Origin of the sequence: Hydrogenophaga sp. NFH-34, from assembly GCF_021401345.1 — a bacterium.
GTDB classification, from domain to species: Bacteria; Pseudomonadota; Gammaproteobacteria; order Burkholderiales; family Burkholderiaceae_C; genus Hydrogenophaga; species Hydrogenophaga electricum.
In genome coordinates, this window is record NZ_JACBGE010000009.1 from 1 (window position 1) to 21,032 (window position 21,032).

Genomic DNA, 21,032 nt, shown 5'->3' on the forward strand with positions numbered 1-21,032 from the left:
GTGCGTTCTGTACTCAGTCACGGGCTCGATCACCCCAGCCGCTACCAAACTGCACGGGCCGGTCTGGCCGCCTCAACGGCGGCCACACTCTACCGCGCCAGTCAGATATGAAGATACAAGCGCGCGGACCGCTCCCGGCGTGCCCACGAAAAAGCCCCGGACAGTTTCCCGTCCGGGGCTTTTCTTTGGGGCTTCCCGAAAGCCGCTTACTTCTTCGACGGCGGCAGATCGGTGCAAGACCCGTGCGCCACCTCCGCCGCCATGCCGATGCTCTCGCCCAGCGTGGGGTGCGGGTGGATGGTCTTGCCGATGTCCACCGCGTCGGCACCCATCTCGATGGCCAGCGCTATCTCGCCGATCATGTCGCCGGCGTGGGTGCCCACGATGCCGCCGCCCAGGATCTTGCCGTGGCCGTGGGCCTCGGGTGAATCGTCGAACAGCAGCTTGGTGAAGCCTTCGTCGCGGCCATTCGCAATCGCGCGGCCCGAAGCCGTCCAGGGGAACAGGCCCTTCTTGACCTTGATGCCCTGGGCCTTGGCCTGGTCCTCGGTCAGGCCCACCCAGGCCACTTCGGGGTCGGTGTAGGCCACGCTGGGGATCACGCGGGCGTTGAAGGCGCTGGAAGCCAGTTCCTTGTTGCCCTGCAGTTCACCGGCGATGACTTCGGCCGCCACGTGCGCCTCGTGCACCGCCTTGTGCGCCAGCATCGGCTGGCCCACGATGTCACCGATGGCGAAGATGTGCGGCACGTTGGTGCGCATCTGGATGTCGACGTTGATGAAGCCGCGGTCGGTCACCGCCACGCCGGCCTTGTCGGCGGCGATCTTCTTGCCGTTGGGCGTGCGGCCCACGGCCTGCAGCACCAGGTCGTAGGTGCCTTCGCTCTTGCTGCCGTCCAGGCCCTCGAACTGCACCTTGATGCCCTCGGGCGTCGCTTCGGCCCCGACCGTTTTGGTCTTCAACATGATGTTGTCGAAGCGGCCCTTGTTCATCTTTTCCCAGACCTTGACCAGGTCGCGGTCGGCGCCCTGCATCAGGCCGTCCATCATCTCCACCACGTCCAGGCGCGCGCCCAACGTGCTGTAGACCGTGCCCATTTCCAGGCCGATGATGCCGCCGCCGACGATGAGCATCTTCTTGGGCACGCCCTGCAGGGCCAGCGCGCCGGTGGAGTCCACCACGCGCGGGTCGTTGGGCATGAAGGGCAGGCGCACCGCCTGCGAACCCGCGGCGATGATGCACTTCTTGAACGCCACGACCTTCTTGGAGCCGGTCTTTTCCTGGCCGGTGCCACCGGTCTCTTCCACCTCGACGTGGTTGGGGCCGACAAAGGCGCCCAGGCCGCGCACGGTGGTGACCTTGCGCATCTTGGCCATGGCCGCCAGGCCGCCGGTCAGCTTGCCGATGACCTTTTCCTTGTGGGCGCGCAGCTTGTCCACGCTGACCGTGGGTTGGCCGAACTCGACGCCCAGGTCGCCCAGGTGCGCCACCTCGTCCATCACCGCCGCCACGTGCAGCAAGGCCTTGGAGGGGATGCAGCCCACGTTCAGGCAGACACCGCCCAGCGTGGCGTAACGCTCGACCAGCACCACCTTCAGCCCCAGGTCGGCGGCCCGGAAAGCGGCCGAGTAGCCGCCGGGACCGGCGCCCAGCACCAGCACGTCGCAGTCGATGTCGGCCGAGCCGCCAAAGCTGGCGGCCGTGGGAGCCACAACCGGTGCGGCCACCGGAGCGTCTGCGGGCGCTGCGACCGGAGCGGGCGCGGGAGCCGCCGCAGCGCCCTCTGCGTCCAGCACCAGCACGACCGAGCCCTGCTTGACCTTGTCGCCCAGAGCGACCTTGAGCTCCTTGACCACGCCGGCGTGCGACGAGGGAATCTCCATCGAGGCCTTGTCAGACTCGACGGTGATCAGGCTCTGCTCGGCCTTGACGGTGTCGCCCGGTTTGACCAGCAGTTCAATGACCGCGACCTCGTCGAAGTCGCCGATGTCGGGAACCTTGATGTCCATGAGTGCCATCTGAGGATCCTTTCAATCAGAGCACGATGCGGCGGTAGTCCGCCAGCAGTTGGCCCAGGTAGGCATTGAAGCGCGCGGCCAGCGCCCCGTCGATCACGCGGTGGTCGTAAGACAGGCTCAGCGGCAGCGTCAGACGCGGCACGAACTGCTTGCCGTCCCACACCGGCTTCATCTGGCCCTTCGACAGGCCCAGGATCGCCACTTCCGGCGCGTTGATGATGGGCGTGAAGTGCGTGCCACCGATGCCGCCGAGCGAGCTGATGGAGAAGCAGCCGCCGGTCATGTCGGCCGGTCCCAGCTTGCCATCACGCGCCTTCTTGGCCAGCTCACCCATTTCCTGGCTGATCTGCAGGATGCCCTTCTTGTCGGCATCGCGCAGCACGGGCACCACCAGACCGTTGGGCGTGTCCGCCGCGAAGCCGATGTGGAAGTACTGCTTGTAGACCAGTTCGTCGCCATCGAGGCTGGTGTTGAACTCGGGGAATTTCTTGAGCGCCGCGACCACGGCCTTGATCACGAAGGCCAGCATGGTCACCTTGACCCCGGACTTTTCGTTTTCCTTGTTGGTCGCCACGCGGAAGGCTTCCAACTCGGTGATGTCCGCTTCGTCGTTGTTGGTGACGTGCGGGATCATCACCCAGTTGCGCGCCAGGTTCGCGCCACTGATCTTCTTGATGCGCGAAAGCGTCTTGCGCTCGACGCTGCCGAACTTGGCGAAATCGACCTTGGGCCACGGCAACAGGTCCAGCCCGCCGCCCGAACCACCGCTGGCAGCAGGGGCCTTGGCCGCCTGCGCCTTGGTCTGCAGGCTGCCTGCCATGACCGACTTGGTGAAGGACTGGATGTCTTCGGCCGTGATACGACCCTTCAGGCCGGAGCCCTTGACCTCATCGAGCGGCACACCCAGTTCGCGAGCGAACTTGCGCACCGACGGCGAAGCGTGCGGCAGGCCCAGCGCCGGGGTGGCGGTGGGGTTGTGGGCCGGAGCGGCCGCTGCCGACGCGGTGACCGCGACTGCTGGTGCGGACGCCGCAGCCGGGGCTGCCACCGGCGCAGAGGCAGCCGGTGCGGGAGCGGCGGCGCTCGCCGTGCCTTCCAGAATCGCCAGCAGGTCGCCGATGTTGACCGTGTCGCCGATCTTGACCTTGAGTTCCTTGAGCACGCCCGCGTGCGAGGACGGGATCTCCATCGACGCCTTGTCGCTCTCGACCGTGATCAGGCTCTGCTCGACCTTGATGGCATCGCCGGGTTTGACGAACACCTCGATCACCGCCACGTCCTTGAAGTCGCCGATGTCGGGCACGCGCACTTCGACCGGGCCGGCAGCAGCCGCCACGGGTGCCGCAGCGGGAGCGGCTGCCCCAGCAGGTGCCGGGGCCGGCGCAGCGGCCGCGGGAGCCGGTGCCGGCGCAGCCGCCTCGCCAGCGGCTTCCACCAGCAGCACGACCGAACCTTCCTTCACCTTGTCGCCCAGCGCGACCTTGAGTTCCTTGACCACACCCGCCGTGCTCGACGGAATTTCCATCGAGGCCTTGTCGCTCTCGACCGTGATCAGCGACTGTTCGGCCTTGACCGTGTCGCCCACCTTGACCAGCAGTTCAATGACCGCCACTTCGTCGAAGTCGCCGATGTCCGGGACCTTCACTTCTACCAGTGCCATGTGCTTGTCTCCGGAGGGTTATGCGTAGAGCGGGTTGACCTTGTCGGTCTTGATGCCGTACTTCTTGATCGCCTCGGCCACCTTGGCCAGCGGCAGCTTGCCCTCATCGGCCAGCGCGCGCAGAGCGGCGACCACGATGTAGTGGCGGTTGATCTCGAAGTGCTCGCGCAGCTTGCTGCGGAAGTCGCTGCGGCCGAAGCCGTCGGTGCCCAGCACCTTGTAGGCGCGTCCCGCCGGGATGTAGGGGCGGATCTGCTCGGCGTAGTTCTTCATGTAGTCGGTCGACGCGACCACCGGACCGGTGTGTGCACCCAGTTGCTGCGCCACGAACGACGTGCGCTGCGCTTCGGTCGGGTGCAGCAGGTTCCAGCGTTCCACGTCCTGGCCGTCGCGCGCCAGCTCGTTGAAGCTCGGGCAGCTCCACACATCGGCCTGCACGCCCCAGTCGGTGGCCAGCAGGGCCTGGGCCGCAATCGATTCGCGCAGGATGGTGCCGGAACCCAGCAGTTGCACGCGCTTGTCGCCTTCGGCGCCGGGCTTGCACAGGTACATGCCCTTGATGATCTGCTGCTCGGTGCCCGGCTGCAGGCCCGGCATGGCGTAGTTCTCGTTGAGCAGCGTGATGTAGTAGAAGACGTTTTCCTGCTGCTCGACCATGCGCTTGAGGCCGTGCTGCATGATCACCGCCACTTCGTGCGCGAAGGTCGGGTCGTAGCTGATGCAGTTGGGGATGGTGCCCGCCAGGATGTGACTGTGGCCGTCTTCGTGCTGCAGGCCTTCGCCGTTGAGCGTGGTACGGCCTGACGTGCCGCCCAGCAGGAACCCGCGCGCCTGCATGTCGCCGGCCGCCCAGGCCAGATCGCCGATGCGCTGGAAGCCGAACATCGAGTAGTACACGTAGAACGGGATCATGATCCGGTTGTTGGTGCTGTAACTCGTGGCCGCCGCGATCCAGCTGGCCATGCCGCCGGCTTCGTTGATGCCTTCCTGCAGGATCTGGCCGGCCTTGTCTTCCTTGTAGTACATCACCTGGTCACGATCGACCGGGGTGTACAGCTGGCCCTTGGGGTTGTAGATACCAATCTGGCGGAACAGGCCTTCCATGCCGAAGGTGCGCGCCTCATCCACCAGGATGGGCACCACACGCGGGCCGATGGCCTGGTCGCGCAGCAGTTGGGTGATGAAGCGCACGTAGGCCTGCGTGGTGGAGATCTCGCGGCCTTCGGCGGTCGGCTCCAGCACGGCCTTGAAAGTGTCCAGCGCGGGGACGGTGAAGTGCTCGTCGGCCTTCACGCGGCGGTGCGGCAGGTAACCACCCAGGGCCTTGCGGCGCTCGTGCAGGTACTGCATTTCCGGCGTGTCGTCGGCCGGCTTGTAGTACGGGATGCTCGGCAGTTCGCTGTCCGGAATCGGGATGTTGAAGCGATCGCGGATGTACTTGATGTCTTCGTCGCTGAGCTTCTTGGTCTGGTGAACGGTGTTCTTGCCTTCACCGGCCTTGCCCATGCCGTAGCCCTTGACCGTCTTGACCAGCAGCACGGTGGGCTGGCCCTGGTGCTCGTTGGCAGCGTGGAAGGCCGCGTAGACCTTGGCGGGTTCATGGCCACCGCGGCGCAGCTCGAAGATCTCCTCGTCGGTCATGTGCTCGACGAGCTTGAGCGTCTCGGGGTATTTGCCAAAGAAATTCTTGCGCACGAAGGCGCCGTCGTTGGCCTTCATGGCCTGGTAGTCGCCGTCCAGCGTTTCCATCATGAGCTGCTTGAGCTTGCCGCTCTTGTCGCGCGCCAGCAGCTCGTCCCAGCCGTAGCCCCACAGCAGCTTGATCACGTTCCAGCCGCTGCCGCGGAATTCGCCCTCGAGCTCCTGCACGATCTTGCCGTTGCCGCGCACCGGGCCGTCCAGGCGCTGCAGGTTGCAGTTGATGACAAAGACCAGGTTGTCCAGGTTCTCGCGTGCGGCCAGGCCGATGGCGCCCAGCGATTCGGGCTCGTCCATCTCGCCGTCGCCGCAGAACACCCAGACCTTGCGGTTTTCGGTGTTGGCGATGCCGCGGGCGTGCAGGTATTTCAGGAAGCGGGCCTGGTAGATGGCCATCAGCGGGCCCAGGCCCATGGACACCGTGGGGAACTGCCAGAACTCCGGCATCAGCTTCGGGTGCGGGTAGCTGGACAGGCCTTTGCCGTCCACTTCCTGGCGGAAGTTGTCGAGCTGGTCGGCCGTCAGACGGCCTTCGAGGAAGGCGCGCGCGTAGATGCCGGGGGCGCTGTGGCCCTGGATGTAGAGCAGATCGCCACCATGGCCCTCACTCTCGGCGTGCCAGAAGTGATTGAAGCCGGCGCCGAACATGCTCGCCACCGAAGCGAAGGAGCCGATGTGGCCACCAAGATCGCCGCCGTCGTCCGGGTTCAGTCGGTTGGCCCGCACCACCATGGCCATGGCGTTCCAGCGCATGTAGGCGCGCAGGCGCTTTTCGATCGCGATGTTGCCGGGGCAACGCGCTTCCTGGGTCGGCTCGATGGTGTTCACATAGCCCGTGTTGGCCGAGAACGGCAGGTCGATGCTGTTCTGGCGGGCTTCTTCCAACAGTTGCTCCAGCAGGAAGTGGGCGCGTTCGGGGCCTTCTTTTTCAATGACGGCAGCCAGTGCCTCCATCCATTCCCGGGTTTCCTGGGCATCGATATCCCCGGCACCGAGGCCGTTCTGAGCGTCTGACGCTGACATGTCTGTCTCCTGAAAAGTGAAATCAAGCTTACGGCGGCCGATCCGCAGTGCCAAGGATTTTTCCATAGCTCCGGCGCAATTTCAATATGTGCTTTTATTTTTTACATTGAGAAATTTTCAGATCAATCGCCAAGCGCAAACAGAGGCGGCGCTCACGTAGACTCCGGGACTCATGATTCCCGTGCCCCCTTCCCAGCAGCCGCCCGTGCGCTCGATCGCCGACACCCCCTGGTGGAAGCGGTGGTGGCGCCGCCTGCCTCCTTCGCGCCAGGATCGTTTCGCCACGCTCGGGCCGCTGCTGGCGGTGCTGCTCTTCCTGTCGGCCATCGTGGTCGCCATCGCCTACCTGCGCTACGAGGAACTCGAACGCGAGCGGGAAGCCGTCACGCGCGACGTGGAGTACGCACAACAGCGCCTGCGCCTGCGCTTGCTGGAACGCCAGGAACAGCTGATGCGGCTGGCGCGAGACATTGGCGACAAGGCCATCGGTCCGACGGAATTCCAGTTTCAGGCCGAGTCGCTGGTCAGCCAGTTCCCGGAGCTGCTCGCCATCTCGTGGGTGGACAACCGGCGCAACGTGATCGCCACCTACGCCTCGCCCAGCGCCCCCACGCGCATGCTGCGCCTGCCAGGCGACACGCTGGCGCCCGACGAAACCGACGGTTCGTTCGACCTCGCGCGCGACCTGCGCCAGCCCATCTATTCGCGCCCACTTGGCGACGATCCGCGTTCGGCCTCCCTCATGCTGCAGGTGCCCCTGACCGAACAGGGGCGTTTTGCGGGCACGGTCATGGGCGAATACGTGGTCGACGGACTGCTGCGCTTCGGCATTCCGCCAGAAGTCATGGCGCGCTATGCGGTGGCCCTGGTCGACGACCGCCAGCGTGTGCTGGCGGGCAACCTGCAGTCCACCGATGCGGTGTTGCCGTTCCTTCCCTGGTCGACCCAGCCGCAGGAACACGAGGTGCCGGTCTCCCCCATCGGCAACAGCCTGGTGCTCAAGGCCCAGGCCTACCGCACCTCGCTGGACACCGTGGGTTCGGGCTTTTTCTGGGTCATCGGAGCGCTCTCGGCCCTCACGGTGTGGATGCTGCTGGGCACCTGGCGCCACACCCGTCGGCGCGTGCAGGCGCAGCAGGCGCTGGTGGCCGAAACCAACTTCCGGCGGGCGATGGAAAACTCCATGCTCACCGGCATGCGGGCGCTCGACATGCAGGGCCGCATCACCTACGTCAACCCCGCGTTCTGTTCGATGACCGGCTGGACCGAAGCCGAACTGGTCGGCCGCACGGCACCCTTCCCGTACTGGCCCGAGCAGGACCAGGATCTGCTGGCCGCGCGTCTGGAAGACGAGCTCACCGGCCGCTCCATGCCCGGCGGGTTCGAGGTGCGCGTGCGCCGGCGCGATGGCAGCATCTTTGATGCGCGCATGTACGTCTCGCCGCTGATCGACCCGCGCGGCCACCAGACCGGGTGGATGACGTCGATGACGGACATCACCGAGCCCAAGCGCATCCGCGAGGAGCTCTCGGCTTCCTACGAGCGCTTCACCACCGTGCTGGAGTCGCTGGACTCGGCGGTCTCGGTGGCCCCGCTGGGCAGCGACGAGATGCTGTTCGCCAACCGCCTGTACCGCCAGTGGTTTGGGCCCCGCGGCCAGGGACACCGCCATCTGGTGGAGCTCTGTGGTTCGCAGCCGGCGCCAGCGCCCGACGATGGCGATGCGGTGGACGCGTTCGCCGGCATGCCGACCGACGCGCTGACCGATGCCGGGCCGGAAAACGCCGAAGTCTTCGTCGAAGAGCTCGACCGCTGGCTCGAAGTGCGCACCCGTTACCTGACCTGGGTCGACGGGCGCCTGGCGCAGATGGCGATCGCCAGCGACATCACGCCGCGCCGCCGGGCCGAGGAACAGGCGGCCCATCAGGCCGAACGCGCCCAGACCGCGAGCCGCCTGATCACCATGGGCGAGATGGCGTCGAGCGTGGCGCACGAGCTCAACCAGCCGCTGACCGCCATCAGCAATTACTGCAACGGCATGATCTCGCGCGTCAAGGACCAGCGCATCAACCAGGACGAACTGCTGGCCGCGCTGGACAAGACCGCCCGCCAGGCCCAGCGCGCAGGACAGGTGATCCAGCGCATCCGCGCCTTCGTCAAGAAGAGCGAACCCAATCCCATGCCCTCGGACGTTGCCCAGATGGTGAGCAACGCGATCGAGCTGGCCGACATCGAACTGCGTCGCCAGCAGGTGCGGCTCACGCCCTACGTGGCCGCACGCCTGCCGCGCCTGGTGGTCGACCCGATCCTGATTGAACAGGTGCTGATCAACCTGCTCAAGAATGCGGGCGAAGCCATACAGCACGCCGCGCGGCCGCCCGGGCAGCGCTTCATCGAATTGCGCGTGGGCCCGCGCCGGTTGGCCGAGCAGGACGTGGTCGAGTTCTCGGTGCGCGATTCCGGCAAAGGCGTGCCCGCCGACATGATCGAGCGCATCTACGAAGCGTTCTACAGCACCAAGAGCGAAGGCATGGGCATCGGGCTCAAGCTGTGCCGCAGCATCGTCGAGTCGCACCACGGCCGGATGCAGGTGGAGAACATCTACAATGGCGAAGAGGTGGCCGGCTGCTGCTTCAGCTTCTGGATTCCCGTCCACGCCAAGCTGCGGATCGAGGGTCCGTCCACCGGGGCCCAGGCCGCGTCCTTGTCGGATACAGAAAGAGCGAGATGAGTTTGATCCCCAAGAAAGGCACCGTCTATGTGGTCGATGACGACGAGGCCGTGCGAGACTCCCTGCAATGGCTGCTGGAAGGCAAGGATTACCGGGTCCGCTGCTTCGAGTCGGCCGAGGCATTCCTGAGCCGCTATGACGCCCGCGAAGTCGCCTGCCTGATTGCCGATATCCGCATGGGCGGCATGACCGGCATGGAACTGCAAGACCGCCTGCTGGAGCGCCAGTCGCCCTTGCCCGTCGTCTTCATCACCGGCCACGGCGATGTGCCCATGGCCGTGGAGACGATGAAGAAAGGCGCGCTCGACTTCATCCAGAAACCGTTCAAGGAAGACCAGCTCGTGGCGCTGGTCGAGCGCATGCTGGAGAAAGCGAAGGACGCCTTCGCCACCCACCAGCAGGCCGCCAGCCGCGACGCGCTGCTGTCCAAGCTCACAGGCCGCGAATCGCAGGTGCTGGAACGCATCGTGGCCGGCCGCCTGAACAAGCAGATTGCCGACGACCTGGGCATCAGCATCAAGACGGTGGAAGCACACCGCGCCAACATCATGGAAAAGCTCGGTGCCAACACCGTGGCCGACCTGCTCAAGATTGCGCTGGGGCAAACGCCGGCCAAGGCCTGAGACCCCCACGCCCCCTGTTCAACGCCCGCCCCTGCGGGCGTTTTCACTTTCCAGAAACCCGACCCACGCCATGACCGCCCAACTCATCGACGGCAACGCCCTTTCCCAACAACTGCGCGCCGAGGTGGCCACGCGCGTGACCGCCCTCAAGGCCCGCGGCATCACCCCCGGGCTGGCCGTGATTCTGGTCGGCGACAACCCGGCCAGCCAAGTCTATGTGCGCAACAAGGTCAAGGCCTGCGAAGCCACGGGCATGCATTCGGTGCTGGAGACCTGGCCCGCCACACTGACGGAGGCCGAGCTGCTGGCCCGCGTCGACGCGATGAATCGCGACCCCAGCATTCACGGCATCCTGGTGCAACTGCCGCTGCCGGCGCACATGAACGCCCAGCGCGTGATCGAAGCCATCTCGCCCGAAAAGGACGTGGACGGTTTCCACATCGCCAGTGCCGGCGCGCTCATGACCGGCCTGCCCGGCTTCTGGCCCTGCACGCCCTATGGCTGCATGAAGATGCTGGAGAGCATCGGCTACGACCTCAAGGGCAAGCACGCGGTCGTGATCGGCCGCAGCAACATCGTGGGCAAGCCCATGGCCATGATGCTGCTGCAGCAAAACGCCACGGTGACCATCTGCCACAGCGGCACCCAGAACCTCAAGGCCATGACACTGCAGGCCGATGTGATCGTCGCCGCCGTGGGCAAGCGCAATGTGCTCACGGCCGACATGGTCAAACCCGGTGCCGTGGTGCTGGACGTGGGCATGAACCGCAACGACGAGGGCAAGCTCTGCGGCGACGTGGACTTTGCAGGGGTCAAGGAAGTGGCGGGCTACATCACGCCCGTGCCGGGCGGCGTCGGCCCCATGACCATCACGATGTTGATGGTCAACACGCTGGAGTCGGCCGAGCGCGGACTCGACGCCCTGCCCCGCTGACCCGGGCTCCCGCCCGTTTCAGGCCCTTCAGGCGGCCTGGGCAGCGGGCCGCGATAGGCGCCAGAGAACGGCCCCGGCACACAGCCACTGACCGAGCACCAGCACCGTGCCCAGGCCGTGCCAGACACGCAGGTTGCCGCCGCTGGCGCGGGCGGTCACGATCTTCGGGGCCACCCCGAACTCCTGCACCATGGCGAGCAGCATGCCCGCCAGCACCAGCCCCATCGTGGCGATGATCGCCTGCAAGGCCTGCACCTGTTTCGGGTCGAGAACATCTCCTGCATCGGACTGCACACGGCCGCGTTCGCGGCGCAGCAGCACCAGCAGCAACACACCGATCACGAGGCCGGCCTGGCACTGCAGCGAAAACAGATGCGCCGCCACCGGGCCCGCCAACGCCGGGCTGCCCAGCTTGGCGAACAGCGTGGGCACCGCCACAAAGCTCAGTGCAGAGATGCCCCCCCACCAGAGCGCGGCCAGCAACACGGGCAGGCGGGCCATGGCCGTGCTCACGCGTAACGCACGGCCACGATCTCGTAGCGGCGCACGCCACCAGGGGCCTGCACCTCGGCCGTGTCGCCCTCTTCCTTGCCGATCAGCGCGCGCGCGATCGGGCTGCTGATATTGATCAGGCCCTGCTTGAGGTCGGCCTCGTCTTCGCCCACGATCTGGTAGGTCACGGTGGTGCCGCTGTCCTCGTCCTCCAGATCGACCGTGGCACCGAACACCACACGCCCGCCGGCATCGACAGCGGTGGGATCGATCACCTGCGCGGCCGACAGCTTGCCTTCAATTTCAGCGATGCGGCCTTCGATGAAACCCTGGCGTTCTTTCGCCGCGTCGTAGTCGGCGTTTTCGCTCAGGTCGCCCTGGGCGCGCGCTTCGGCAATCGCCTGGATCACCGCCGGACGCTCCACGGTCTTGAGCTTGTGCAGCTCGGTCTTGAGCATTTCGGCGCCGCGCCGGGTGATGGGAAAGGTGGCCATGGCTCTGGTCTCCTGATTCTGGGTGCCCGCAGCCGGGCATACGACAAAAAGCAAACCGCCGATCGTTTCCGGTCGGCGGCCATTGAAATGAAATTATGCCCTGAAACGCGGACCGGACTGAGCCCGGCGCGTCAGTCGCGCCCAGCCCGTTCGATGGCGTCGGCCAGGCGCTCCGGGTCGGTGAAACACAGCTCGTGGCTGCCCGCACATTCGACCAACCGGAACAGACCCAGGCGCTCCGACAACCGCGGGTGCCAGGGCAGGCTGTGCGGCAGGGCCGTGTCCTGCTGGCAGTTGATGTAGCTCTTGCCCAGGTTCATGGCGGCCAGGGGTGTCGACAGGCGTGCCTTGTCGACGAAAGTCTTGTTGGGGTGCGGGTTGAGCCAGCCGTAGGTTTTTTCGGCCAACGCAGCGTCGGCATCGTTGATGAAGGCCTCGCGCCAGATCGGGTACGGCAGCATCACTGCGCCGTCATTCGCCGCTGCGATGCCATCGAAAAGGGCCACATAGTGCGGCGGCACCAGGTCGTTGAGGCTCTCACCATCCAGGGGCACAAAGGCGTTCCAGTACACCAGGCGCCGAATGCGGCTCGGCACCTGATCGGCCACATGGCTGATGACCATGCCGCCGTAGCTGTGTCCCATCAGGCGGACGTCTTTCAGGTCCTGGGTTTCCAGGTAATCCACCAGCGAAGCCACCGCATCGGTCAGGCCCGTGGTGCGGCGATTGTCGCCCGGCCGGTTACCAGCCAGCGTGGGACAGTGCACGGTGTGGCCTCGGTCGCGCAGATGCCGGGCCACCGGCTCCATCAGCTCGCCGGTGTGCCAGGCACCGTGAACAAGAACATAGGTATCGGCCATGAGAGTCTCCTCAATGGGGGTTGACAAGACGGCGGCAAAGCGCCGCACGCCCCGTCAATCTAGGCAGTCGCTGCTCCCGTGGGTGGCCGATTCGTGCCGCGTGGATCGCCGGATGCTGCCAACCGGCGGCTCGCACTCAGGGTCGGCGAGCCTGCGCCCAGCGCTTCGGCGTCTCACCATGGACGCGCTGAAACTCGCGCGCGAAATGGGACGCATCGGTGTAGCCGCAGCGCCGGCCGATCTCGGCCATCGTCAGACCGGACAGGCGGGCTTGCAACAGCAAGGCGCCCGCATGCTCCATGCGCACATGGCGCCACCGCGCAGCCACCGTCTCCCCCGCGGCGGCAAAGGCCCGATGCAGGGTGCGTGGCGACACGCCCAATTCGGCAGCGAGATCGGTCACACGCCAGTCCGGCTCGCCCAGCCGCTCGCGCATGCGGGCCAGCGACCGCCGGTGCAGCAGCCCTTGCCCCACCCCGCCACCACCAGCGTGGTCCACGGGGGGCGGCTCCAGCGCGGCTGCCAACAAGGCGCCGAACTGTTCTTCGAGCCAGGACGGCGCCATCTGCAGCGCCAGCTCGGGCGAACGCCCGAGCTGCAGACTCAGCGCCGAGAGCATCGCGCCCCAACCACGTTCCCGGTGGGCCACACGCGCTTCGCGCGTGTCGACGGTTTGCAGCCAGGTGCCGACCCAGGCGCGCGGCATCTGCACCGAAAGGCAAGTGACCGAGTGCGGAAAGTGCAGCTCGTAGGTCTGCGCCGAGTCGACCAGCACCGCATCGCCGGCACGCAACTGCACGATGCGACCGCCTTGCCGCACCTGCCAGGGCTGCTCGGTCTGGGTGATGAGATAGAAGGGCAGCGCCCGGCTGCGCGCGATGCCGACCGGGGTGCGGTAGACATCCTGGGTGGACGCTTCGACGCGATTCAGCGCCAGCTGGGTCAGCGGCAGGTGGGTCAGCCGCCCGTCAAAGCAGTCGGCCAGCCGCGACTGGCAGTCCATCTCCAGGAAGGCCTCGCAGATCGCCCCGACCCAATAATCCAGACGCTCGCGAGGGCGTGCCTGCGCGGTGGTCCATTCGCGCAGGGGAGAGGCGGCAGAAAACACGGCGGGCATGGCCGCAATCTAGCGACCATGCCCGCAGGGAACAAGGGGAGAACCACCACCAACGCACGGCATTCAGCCGATCCGGCGCCGGGCCGCCTCACGCCGGATCAGCCCCCTCGGGGGGCAACGACCCGCGCGTGCAGCGAAGCGTGGGACTCACAGCATCGCGTGCATCTCCTGCACCGAGATCACATCGAGCTGCTCCATGGCCTTCATGCCATCCACCGCCGCCTCGGCACCCGAGATGGTGGTGAAAGTGGTCACCCGGGCCAACAGCGACGAGGTGCGGATGGCACGCGAATCGGCGATGGCATTGCGGCGTTCTTCCACCGTGTTGATCACCAGGGCGATCTCGTTGTTCTTGATCGCGTCGACGATGTTGGGGCGGCCCTCGGTCACCTTGTTGACGGTCTGCACCGGCACACCGGCGGCCTCGATGGCCGCAGCCGTGCCGCGCGTGGCCACGATCTCGAAGCCCAGCGCGTGCAGATCGCGCGCCACCACGACCGCGCGAGGCTTGTCACCGTTCTTGACCGTCAGGAAAACCTTGCCTGAGCGCGGCAACTTGGTGCCGGCGCCGAGCTGGCTCTTGACGAAGGCTTCGCCAAAGGTCTTGCCCACACCCATCACTTCGCCGGTGGACTTCATCTCGGGACCCAGGATGGTGTCCACGCCCGGGAACTTCACGAACGGGAACACGGCTTCCTTCACGCTGAAGTACGGCGGCGTGACCTCGGCGCCGATGCCTTGCTGGTCCAGCGTCTGACCGGCCATGCAGCGCGCGGCCACCTTGGCCAGCTGGATGCCGGTGGCCTTGGAGACAAAGGGCACCGTGCGCGAGGCGCGCGGATTCACTTCGAGCACGAAGATCACGTCGGTCTTGACGCCGTTCTCTTCCTTCTCCTGGATCGCGAACTGCACGTTCATCAGGCCGACCACGTTCAGCCCTTCGGCCATGGCAGCGGTCTGGCGCTTGAGTTCATCGACCGTCGCCTTGCTCAGGTAGTACGGCGGCAGCGAGCAGGCAGAGTCACCCGAGTGCACGCCCGCTTGCTCGATGTGCTCCATCACACCACCGATGAAGACACGGCCCGAGGCGTCGCGCACCGCGTCCACGTCGCATTCGATGGCGTCGTTCAGGAAGCGGTCCAGCAGCACGGGCGAATCGTTGCTGACCTTCACCGCTTCACGCATGTAGCGCTCCAGGTCGCGCTGCTCGTGCACGATTTCCATCGCACGGCCGCCCAGCACGTAGCTGGGACGCACCACGAGGGGGTAACCCAGGGCGGCGGCCTTCTCCAGCGCATCGGCTTCGGTCCGCGCGGTGGCGTTGGGCGGCTGGCGCAGGCCCAGGTCGTGCAGCAGCTTCTGGAAGCGCTCACGGTCTTCGGCCGCGTCGATCATGTCGGGCGAGGTGCCGATGATGGGCACGCCGTTGGCCTCCAGGCCCAGCGCGAGCTTGAGCGGTGTCTGGCCGCCGTACTGCACGATCACGCCAACCGGCTTTTCCTTGTCGACGATTTCCAGGACGTCTTCCAGCGTCAGCGGCTCGAAGTACAGGCGGTCGCTGGTGTCGTAGTCGGTGGACACGGTTTCCGGGTTGCAGTTGACCATGATGGTCTCGTACCCGTCTTCGCGCATGGCCAGCGCGGCGTGCACGCAGCAGTAGTCGAACTCGATGCCCTGGCCGATGCGGTTGGGGCCACCGCCGAGCACCATGATCTTCTTCTTGTCCGTCGGCTCGGCTTCGCACTCGCCGTCACCATGACCTTCGTAGGTGGAATACAGGTAGGCGGTGTCGGTGGCGAACTCGGCGGCGCAGGTGTCCACCCGCTTGTAGACCGGGCGCACGTTCAGCGCCTTGCGGCGCTCGCGCACCGCCGTGTCGGTGGTGGCCAGCAGCTTGGCCAGGCGGCGGTCGGAGAAACCCTTCTTCTTCAGACCGCGCAGCGTGTCGGCGTCGAGGCTGGCCAGCGCGTCCTCGCCCTTCTGGGCGACCAGCTTGTCCATGGCCATTTCAAGTTGGATGATTTCCTCGATCTGGATCAGGAACCACTTGTCGATCTTGGTGAACTGGTGCACCTCATCGACCGACCAGCCGGCCGCGAAGGCATCCCCCACGTACCAGATGCGCTCGGGGCCAGGTTCGCCCAGCTCGCGTTCCAGCGTCTCGCGGTCCTGGGTTTTTTCGTTCATGCCGTCCACGCCGACTTCCAGACCGCGCAAGGCCTTCTGGAACGACTCCTGGAAGGTGCGCCCCATGGCCATGACCTCGCCCACGGACTTCATCTGCGTCGTCAGTCGGCTGTCGGCAGCAGGGAATTTTTCGAAGGCAAAACGCGGGATCTTGGTGACCACGTAGTCGATCGAGGGCTCGAACGACGCGGGCGTGGCACCGCCCGTGATCTCGTTGCGCAGCTCATCCAGCGTGTAGCCCACGGCCAGCTTGGCCGCGACCTTGGCGATCGGAAAGCCCGTGGCCTTGGACGCCAGCGCAGACGAACGCGAGACGCGCGGGTTCATCTCGATGACGACCATGCGGCCGTCCTTCGGGTTGATGGAAAACTGAACGTTGGAGCCACCAGTGTCCACGCCGATCTCGCGCAGCACGGCGAGCGACGCGTTGCGCAGGATCTGGTATTCCTTGTCGGTCAGCGTCTGCGCCGGCGCCACGGTGATCGAGTCACCGGTGTGCACGCCCATCGGGTCCAGGTTCTCGATCGAGCAGACGATGATGCAGTTGTCCGCCTTGTCGCGCACCACCTCCATCTCGTACTCTTTCCAGCCGAGCAGCGATTCTTCGATCAGCAGCTCGTTGGTGGGCGAGGCTTCCAGACCACGCTTGCAGATGGTCTCGAACTCTTCCGGGTTGTAGGCGATGCCGCCGCCCGTGCCGCCGAGCGTGAAGCTGGGGCGGATCACGGTCGGAAAGCCCGTGGTCTTCTGCACCGCCCAGGCTTCTTCCATGCTGTGCGCGATGCCCGACTTGGCCGACCCCAGACCGATCTTGGTCATGGCGTCCTTGAACTTCAGGCGGTCTTCGGCCTTGTCGATGGCTTCGGGCGTGGCACCGATCAGCTCGACCTTGTACTTGTCGAGCACGCCGTTGCGCCACAGATCCAGCGCGCAGTTCAGCGCGGTCTGGCCGCCCATGGTCGGCAGGATGGCGAAACCGCCAGCGGTCTGCGGGCGCTCCTTGGCGATGATCTTCTCGACCGTCTGCCAGGTGATGGGCTCGATGTAGGTGACGTCGGCCGTGGCCGGGTCGGTCATGATGGTGGCGGGGTTGCTGTTGATCAGCACCACGCGGTAGCCCTCTTCGCGCAGGGCCTTGCAGGCCTGCACGCCGGAGTAGTCGAATTCGCAGGCCTGGCCGATGATGATCGGGCCGGCGCCGATGATGAGGACGGTCTGTATGTCGGTGCGCTTGGGCATTATTTGTTCTCCTGGGCCTGGGTCATCAACGCCACGAAGCGATCAAACAGGTAGCCGATGTCGTGCGGGCCCGGCGAGGCTTCCGGGTGGCCCTGGAAGCAGAAAGCGGGCTTGTCGGTGCGGGCCAGGCCCTGCAGCGTGCCGTCGAACAGGCTCACGTGCGTGGCACGCAGGTTCGCAGGCAGCGTCTTCTCGTCCACCGCGAAGCCATGGTTCTGGCTGGTGATGCTCACACGGCCGCTGTCCAGATCCTTGACCGGGTGGTTGGCGCCGTGGTGGCCGAACTTCATTTTGAAAGTCTTGGCGCCCGAAGCCAGGGCCATGATCTGGTGCCCGAGGCAGATACCGAAAGTGGGCACACCCGCTTCGATGATCTCGCGCGAAGCGGCAATGGCGTAGTCGCAAGGTTCCGGATCGCCAGGGCCGTTGGAGAGGAAGACACCGTTCGGCTTGAGCTTGAACACGTCGGCCGCAGGCGTCTGGGCGGGCACCACGGTGATCTTGCAACCACGCTGAGCCAGCATGCGCAGGATGTTTTTCTTGACCCCGAAGTCGTAGGCCACGACATGGAACTTGGGGGCGATCTGCTCGCCGTAACCGAAGCCCAGTTGCCATTCGGTCTGGGTCCAACCATAGGGCTCGGCGGTGCTGACCACCTGGGCCAGGTCTTGCCCGGCCATGTTCGGCGCGGCCTGGGCCGCCGCGATGGCCTGGGCGCGGTGCGCATCGGTCAGCGCCTCGCCAGCCGGCAAGGCCAGGATGCACCCGTTCTGGGCGCCGTGCGTGCGCAGGCGGCGCGTGAGTGCGCGGGTGTCGAGATCGGCGATGGCGACCGTGCCTTCGGCCTGCAGGTATTCGGACAGGGTCTGCTCGCAACGGAAGTTGGAAGCCAGCAGGGGCAGGTCTTTGATGATCAGGCCGGCAGCATGGACGCGATGGGCCTCCACGTCTTCACGGTTGACCCCGGTGTTGCCGATGTGCGGGTACGTGAGCGTGACGATCTGCTGACAATAGCTGGGATCGGTGAGGATTTCCTGGTAGCCGGTCAGCGAGGTGTTGAACACCACTTCGCCAACCGTCTGGCCAGTTGCGCCGATGGAGATGCCTGTAAAGACCGTGCCGTCGGCGAGCGCTAGAAGGGCTTTCGGGTGGACGGGAAGCACGGTTTTCTCCAGAGATTGTGGGGCCCAACCCGACCCGCCATGGGCCTGCCTGAGGAATCCTGCTCGCGCGCAAGCCGCCCGGAAAGGCCGGGGATTCGCGACGGTCAGGGAGTCTTGGCAGGACGCCGGGGCGGGCACAAACAGAAGGGTTGCGCCGATTGCGGGTAAACCCCGGAATTATAGCCTCCGGCTGCCATCCCCCCTTGGGGAAATCCCCTGTCTCACCAGGGCAGGCAAGCTACGGGTCAGAATCCGCGGGCCGCTGCACTCGCGTGCAGGCAGATCGCAGCGGCGGCGGCCACGTTCAGCGATTCCTCACCCCCAGGCTGGATGATGCGCACCGGCTGGCTGGCCTGGGCCTCCAGAGCAGGGGTGACACCCTGCCCTTCGTGCCCGAGCACCCACGCGCAGGGCCAGGGCAGCCGGGCCTGGTGCAGAAAATCCCCGCGGTGCGAACTGGTCACCAGCAGGGGAACGCCCAGCGCAGCCAGGTCATCCACTGCCAGCCCTTCCACGAGGTGCAGCGCAAAATGCCCCCCCATGCCGGCGCGAACGACCTTGGGCGACCACAACGCTGCCGTGCCCTTGAGCGCCAGCACCTGCGCAAAACCGAAAGCCGACGCGCAGCGCAGGATCGCACCGACGTTGCCTGCGTCCTGCAGGCGGTCGAGCACCACGGCCGAACGCCCCGACTGCACCCCGGTGGTCGCGGGCAGATCCCACACGAAGCCCATGCCGGCGGGCGACTCCAGCCCACTGATGCCAGCCATCAGCGCGTCGGGAACAAGGTATTGGCGCGGCGCAATGTCGCGCAAGTCGGACGGCACGGACGACCAGGCCGATTCGGCGAACACCGCCAGGGCGGGCCGGTGCCCACGCGCCAGCAGCGCCCGGCACAGGTGGTCCCCCTCCAGCCAAACCTGGCCCTGCTTGCGGTAGGCCGTGCTGTCCTGCGCCAGCAGCCGCAAGCGCTTGAGCAGCGGGTTGTCGCGCGAGGTGATCGGGGTCGGGGCAGAGCTCATTGGGTGTCACCGGGCGAAACCGCCACCCGGTGGGTGGCCAGTGCCTGCGCCACCGGCGCAAACGAGCGTCGGTGTTCGGGCAGGGGACCATGCGCCTGCAAGGCCGCCAGATGCACGGCCGTGCCATAACCTTTGTGGCGGTCAAACCCGTACTCAGGGTGGCGGCCATGCAGCTCGGCCAGGAGGCGGTCCCGCGTGACCTTGGCCAGAATGGACGCCGCCGAAATGGCCGGCACCAGCGCATCGCCCGAGACGATGGCTTCGGCCAGCACGTCCAGTGCCGGCAGGCGGTTGCCGTCCACCAGCACCTTTGACGGCTTCAGGCGCAAGCCTTGCACGGCACGCTGCATCGCCAGCATGGTGGCATGCAGGATGTTGAGACGGTCGATCTCCTCCACCGATGCCTGCGCCACGCTGCAGCACAAGGCCTTGGCCCGGATCTCATCATACAAGCGCTCGCGCTGGCGGGCGGTCAGTTTCTTGGAATCGGCCAGTCCCTGGATGGGAGCCCGATCGTCCAGGATGACGGCTGCCGCCACCACCGGACCGGCCAGCGGCCCGCGCCCGGCTTCGTCCACACCCGCGACCAGACCGGGACTGTCCCAATGCAGACAGGCCTGCTCAGCCTTCAAGAACTTTTTCGATCGCATCGGCGGCCAGTCGGGCAGTGTCTCGTCGCAAGGTGTGGTGCAGTGCCTCGAAGCGGGCCTGCAAGGCCGCCATTTTCTCCGGTGCGTCGAGCCAGGCCAGGGTTTCGCGCGCCAAGGCCCCCGGTGTGGCGGCCTCCTGCAGGAGCTCGGGCACGACAAAATCGTTGCACAGAATGTTGGGCAGGCCCACCCAGGGTTGCAGGCGCTTGCCGCGCATGATCCACCACGAGAGCAGATTCATGTTGTAGGCAATCACCATGGGCCGCTTGAACAGGGCCGCCTCCAGCGTGGCGGTGCCACTGGCAATCAGGGTCACGTCACACGCTGTCAGCACGGCGTGCGACTGGCCGTCAACAATCCGCAGGGCATCACCCAGGCCGCAGTCACGCGCCATGCCTTCGAGGCGCGCGCGCAGCGCCGGCACCGCCGGCACGAGGAACCGCAGGTGCGGGCGCACCCGGTGCATGAGGGCTGCGGCCTCGAAAAACCGGCGCCCCAGGTACTGCACTTCCGAGGCACGGCTCCCGGGGAGGATGGCGACCACCGTCTCATCCGCGCCCAGACCCAGGTGCTCACGCGCGGCAGCGCGGTCGGGCTGGAGCGGAATCACGTTCGCCAAAGGATGACCGACATAGGTGGCGGCAATGCCCTGCTGGGCCAGCAAATCCGGTTCGAACGGAAAGATGCACAGCACATGATCGGCACTGCGGCGGATTTTTTCGATGCGCTCCGGCCGCCACGCCCAGATCGAGGGACAGACGAAATGGACCGTGCGCACGCCCTCGGCCTTGAGCGCCGCCTCCAGGTCGAGGTTGAAATCGGGGGCATCGACACCGATGAACACATCGGGACGTTGCGCGGCGGTCAGCAAACGGTCGCGCAGATCGCGCCGAATGCCGACGATCTCGCGGTAATGGCGCAGCACCTCGATGTAGCCGCGGACGGCGAGCTTTTCGCTGGGCCACCAGGCGTCGAAACCGCGTTCGACCATGCGCGCACCCCCAATACCCACCGCCGACAGATCGGGCCAGCGCGCACGCAGGCCATCCAGCAGCAAGCCGGCCAGCAAGTCGCCCGAGGTTTCGCCCGCCACCAGGGCCAAGCGTCTGGAAGGATTCATG

Annotated in this window: 15 protein-coding genes; 3 read left to right on the forward strand and 12 right to left on the reverse strand. The window is 66.2% G+C overall.

Annotated features, from left to right (window positions below; all coding sequences use genetic code 11):
- Positions 1 to 206: 206 nt before the first annotated feature.
- Genes lpdA through aceE form a run of 3 tightly spaced genes read right to left on the reverse strand, consistent with a single transcriptional unit; the run spans position 207 to position 6,399 of the window.
- Positions 207 to 2,018, reverse strand: coding sequence for a dihydrolipoyl dehydrogenase (lpdA, locus tag L0977_RS09960; protein ID WP_267966404.1), 1,812 nt, complete (start codon positions 2,016 to 2,018; stop codon positions 207 to 209).
- Between the two features lie 16 nt (positions 2,019 to 2,034).
- Entirely contained in the window at positions 2,035 to 3,678 is a 1,644-nt protein-coding gene (gene aceF, locus L0977_RS09975) for a dihydrolipoyllysine-residue acetyltransferase (protein ID WP_234264714.1), read from the reverse strand.
- 18 nt (positions 3,679 to 3,696) lie between these two features.
- A complete protein-coding gene (gene aceE / locus L0977_RS09980) occupies positions 3,697 to 6,399 on the reverse strand; it encodes a pyruvate dehydrogenase (acetyl-transferring), homodimeric type (RefSeq protein WP_234264715.1) in 2,703 nt (900 codons plus the stop codon).
- Positions 6,400 to 6,571: 172 nt separating this feature from the next.
- Here aceE and L0977_RS09985 point away from each other — a divergent pair, with 172 nt between their 5' ends.
- The 3 genes from L0977_RS09985 to folD all read left to right on the forward strand — a co-directional run bounded on the left by L0977_RS09985 (position 6,572) and on the right by folD (position 10,687).
- A complete protein-coding gene (locus tag L0977_RS09985) occupies positions 6,572 to 9,130 on the forward strand; it encodes a PAS domain-containing sensor histidine kinase (protein WP_370465194.1) in 2,559 nt (852 codons plus the stop codon).
- Positions 9,127 to 9,753 carry a response regulator transcription factor gene (locus L0977_RS09990; protein WP_234264717.1) on the forward strand — a complete coding sequence of 209 codons (627 nt, stop codon included), beginning with the start codon at positions 9,127 to 9,129 and terminating at the stop codon, positions 9,751 to 9,753. The genes L0977_RS09985 and L0977_RS09990 overlap by 4 nt, the downstream gene beginning before the upstream one ends.
- A 70-nt stretch (positions 9,754 to 9,823) precedes the next feature.
- Complete coding sequence (gene folD, locus L0977_RS09995; RefSeq protein ID WP_234264718.1) at positions 9,824 to 10,687, forward strand: bifunctional methylenetetrahydrofolate dehydrogenase/methenyltetrahydrofolate cyclohydrolase FolD; 864 nt, start codon at positions 9,824 to 9,826, stop codon at positions 10,685 to 10,687.
- Between the two features lie 27 nt (positions 10,688 to 10,714).
- Here the strand turns inward: folD and L0977_RS10000 are convergent, their stop codons facing one another.
- The 9 genes from L0977_RS10000 to lpxB all read right to left on the reverse strand — a co-directional run bounded on the left by L0977_RS10000 (position 10,715) and on the right by lpxB (position 21,031).
- Positions 10,715 to 11,188: a DUF4149 domain-containing protein gene (locus L0977_RS10000; RefSeq protein WP_234264719.1), complete on the reverse strand. Its 474-nt coding sequence runs from the start codon at positions 11,186 to 11,188 to the stop codon at positions 10,715 to 10,717.
- An 8-nt stretch (positions 11,189 to 11,196) separates the two neighbouring features.
- Positions 11,197 to 11,673: a transcription elongation factor GreA gene (gene greA / locus L0977_RS10005; RefSeq protein WP_234264720.1), complete on the reverse strand. Its 477-nt coding sequence runs from the start codon at positions 11,671 to 11,673 to the stop codon at positions 11,197 to 11,199.
- Positions 11,674 to 11,804: 131 nt separating this feature from the next.
- Positions 11,805 to 12,533, reverse strand: a complete 729-nt coding sequence (locus tag L0977_RS10010) for an alpha/beta fold hydrolase (protein ID WP_234264721.1) — start codon at positions 12,531 to 12,533, stop codon at positions 11,805 to 11,807.
- Positions 12,534 to 12,669: 136 nt separating this feature from the next.
- Positions 12,670 to 13,650 (reverse strand): helix-turn-helix domain-containing protein, encoded by a 981-nt coding sequence (locus tag L0977_RS10015; protein ID WP_234264722.1) that lies wholly within the window; start codon positions 13,648 to 13,650, stop codon positions 12,670 to 12,672.
- A gap of 147 nt (positions 13,651 to 13,797) precedes the next feature.
- Positions 13,798 to 17,076: a carbamoyl-phosphate synthase large subunit gene (carB, locus tag L0977_RS10020; protein WP_234264723.1), complete on the reverse strand. Its 3,279-nt coding sequence runs from the start codon at positions 17,074 to 17,076 to the stop codon at positions 13,798 to 13,800.
- Positions 17,076 to 18,239 (reverse strand): glutamine-hydrolyzing carbamoyl-phosphate synthase small subunit, encoded by a 1,164-nt coding sequence (carA, locus tag L0977_RS10025; RefSeq protein WP_234264724.1) that lies wholly within the window; start codon positions 18,237 to 18,239, stop codon positions 17,076 to 17,078. Before carA ends, carB begins: the two co-directional genes overlap by 1 nt.
- A gap of 245 nt (positions 18,240 to 18,484) precedes the next feature.
- Positions 18,485 to 19,261 carry a TrmH family RNA methyltransferase gene (locus L0977_RS10030; protein WP_234264725.1) on the reverse strand — a complete coding sequence of 259 codons (777 nt, stop codon included), beginning with the start codon at positions 19,259 to 19,261 and terminating at the stop codon, positions 18,485 to 18,487.
- Positions 19,258 to 19,911 (reverse strand): ribonuclease HII, encoded by a 654-nt coding sequence (rnhB, locus tag L0977_RS10035; RefSeq protein ID WP_234264726.1) that lies wholly within the window; start codon positions 19,909 to 19,911, stop codon positions 19,258 to 19,260. Before rnhB ends, L0977_RS10030 begins: the two co-directional genes overlap by 4 nt.
- Positions 19,883 to 21,031 (reverse strand): lipid-A-disaccharide synthase, encoded by a 1,149-nt coding sequence (lpxB, locus tag L0977_RS10040; RefSeq protein WP_234264727.1) that lies wholly within the window; start codon positions 21,029 to 21,031, stop codon positions 19,883 to 19,885. The genes rnhB and lpxB overlap by 29 nt, the downstream gene beginning before the upstream one ends.
- Between the last annotated feature and the right edge of the window lies 1 nt (position 21,032).

Excerpts from the sequence above, each read along its gene's own strand:
- lpdA (WP_267966404.1), bottom strand. The coding sequence starts at position 2,018 with ATGGCACTCATGGACATCAAGGTTCCCGACATCGGCGACTTCGACGAG.
- aceF (WP_234264714.1), bottom strand. The coding sequence starts at position 3,678 with ATGGCACTGGTAGAAGTGAAGGTCCCGGACATCGGCGACTTCGACGAA.
- aceE (WP_234264715.1), bottom strand. The coding sequence starts at position 6,399 with ATGTCAGCGTCAGACGCTCAGAACGGCCTCGGTGCCGGGGATATCGAT.
- L0977_RS09985 (WP_370465194.1), top strand. The coding sequence starts at position 6,572 with ATGATTCCCGTGCCCCCTTCCCAGCAGCCGCCCGTGCGCTCGATCGCC.
- L0977_RS09990 (WP_234264717.1), top strand. The coding sequence starts at position 9,127 with ATGAGTTTGATCCCCAAGAAAGGCACCGTCTATGTGGTCGATGACGAC.
- folD (WP_234264718.1), top strand. The coding sequence starts at position 9,824 with ATGACCGCCCAACTCATCGACGGCAACGCCCTTTCCCAACAACTGCGC.
- L0977_RS10000 (WP_234264719.1), bottom strand. The coding sequence starts at position 11,188 with ATGGCCCGCCTGCCCGTGTTGCTGGCCGCGCTCTGGTGGGGGGGCATC.
- greA (WP_234264720.1), bottom strand. The coding sequence starts at position 11,673 with ATGGCCACCTTTCCCATCACCCGGCGCGGCGCCGAAATGCTCAAGACC.
- L0977_RS10010 (WP_234264721.1), bottom strand. The coding sequence starts at position 12,533 with ATGGCCGATACCTATGTTCTTGTTCACGGTGCCTGGCACACCGGCGAG.
- L0977_RS10015 (WP_234264722.1), bottom strand. The coding sequence starts at position 13,650 with ATGCCCGCCGTGTTTTCTGCCGCCTCTCCCCTGCGCGAATGGACCACC.
- carB (WP_234264723.1), bottom strand. The coding sequence starts at position 17,076 with ATGCCCAAGCGCACCGACATACAGACCGTCCTCATCATCGGCGCCGGC.
- L0977_RS10030 (WP_234264725.1), bottom strand. The coding sequence starts at position 19,261 with ATGAGCTCTGCCCCGACCCCGATCACCTCGCGCGACAACCCGCTGCTC.
- rnhB (WP_234264726.1), bottom strand. The coding sequence starts at position 19,911 with ATGCGATCGAAAAAGTTCTTGAAGGCTGAGCAGGCCTGTCTGCATTGG.
- lpxB (WP_234264727.1), bottom strand. The coding sequence starts at position 21,031 with ATGAATCCTTCCAGACGCTTGGCCCTGGTGGCGGGCGAAACCTCGGGC.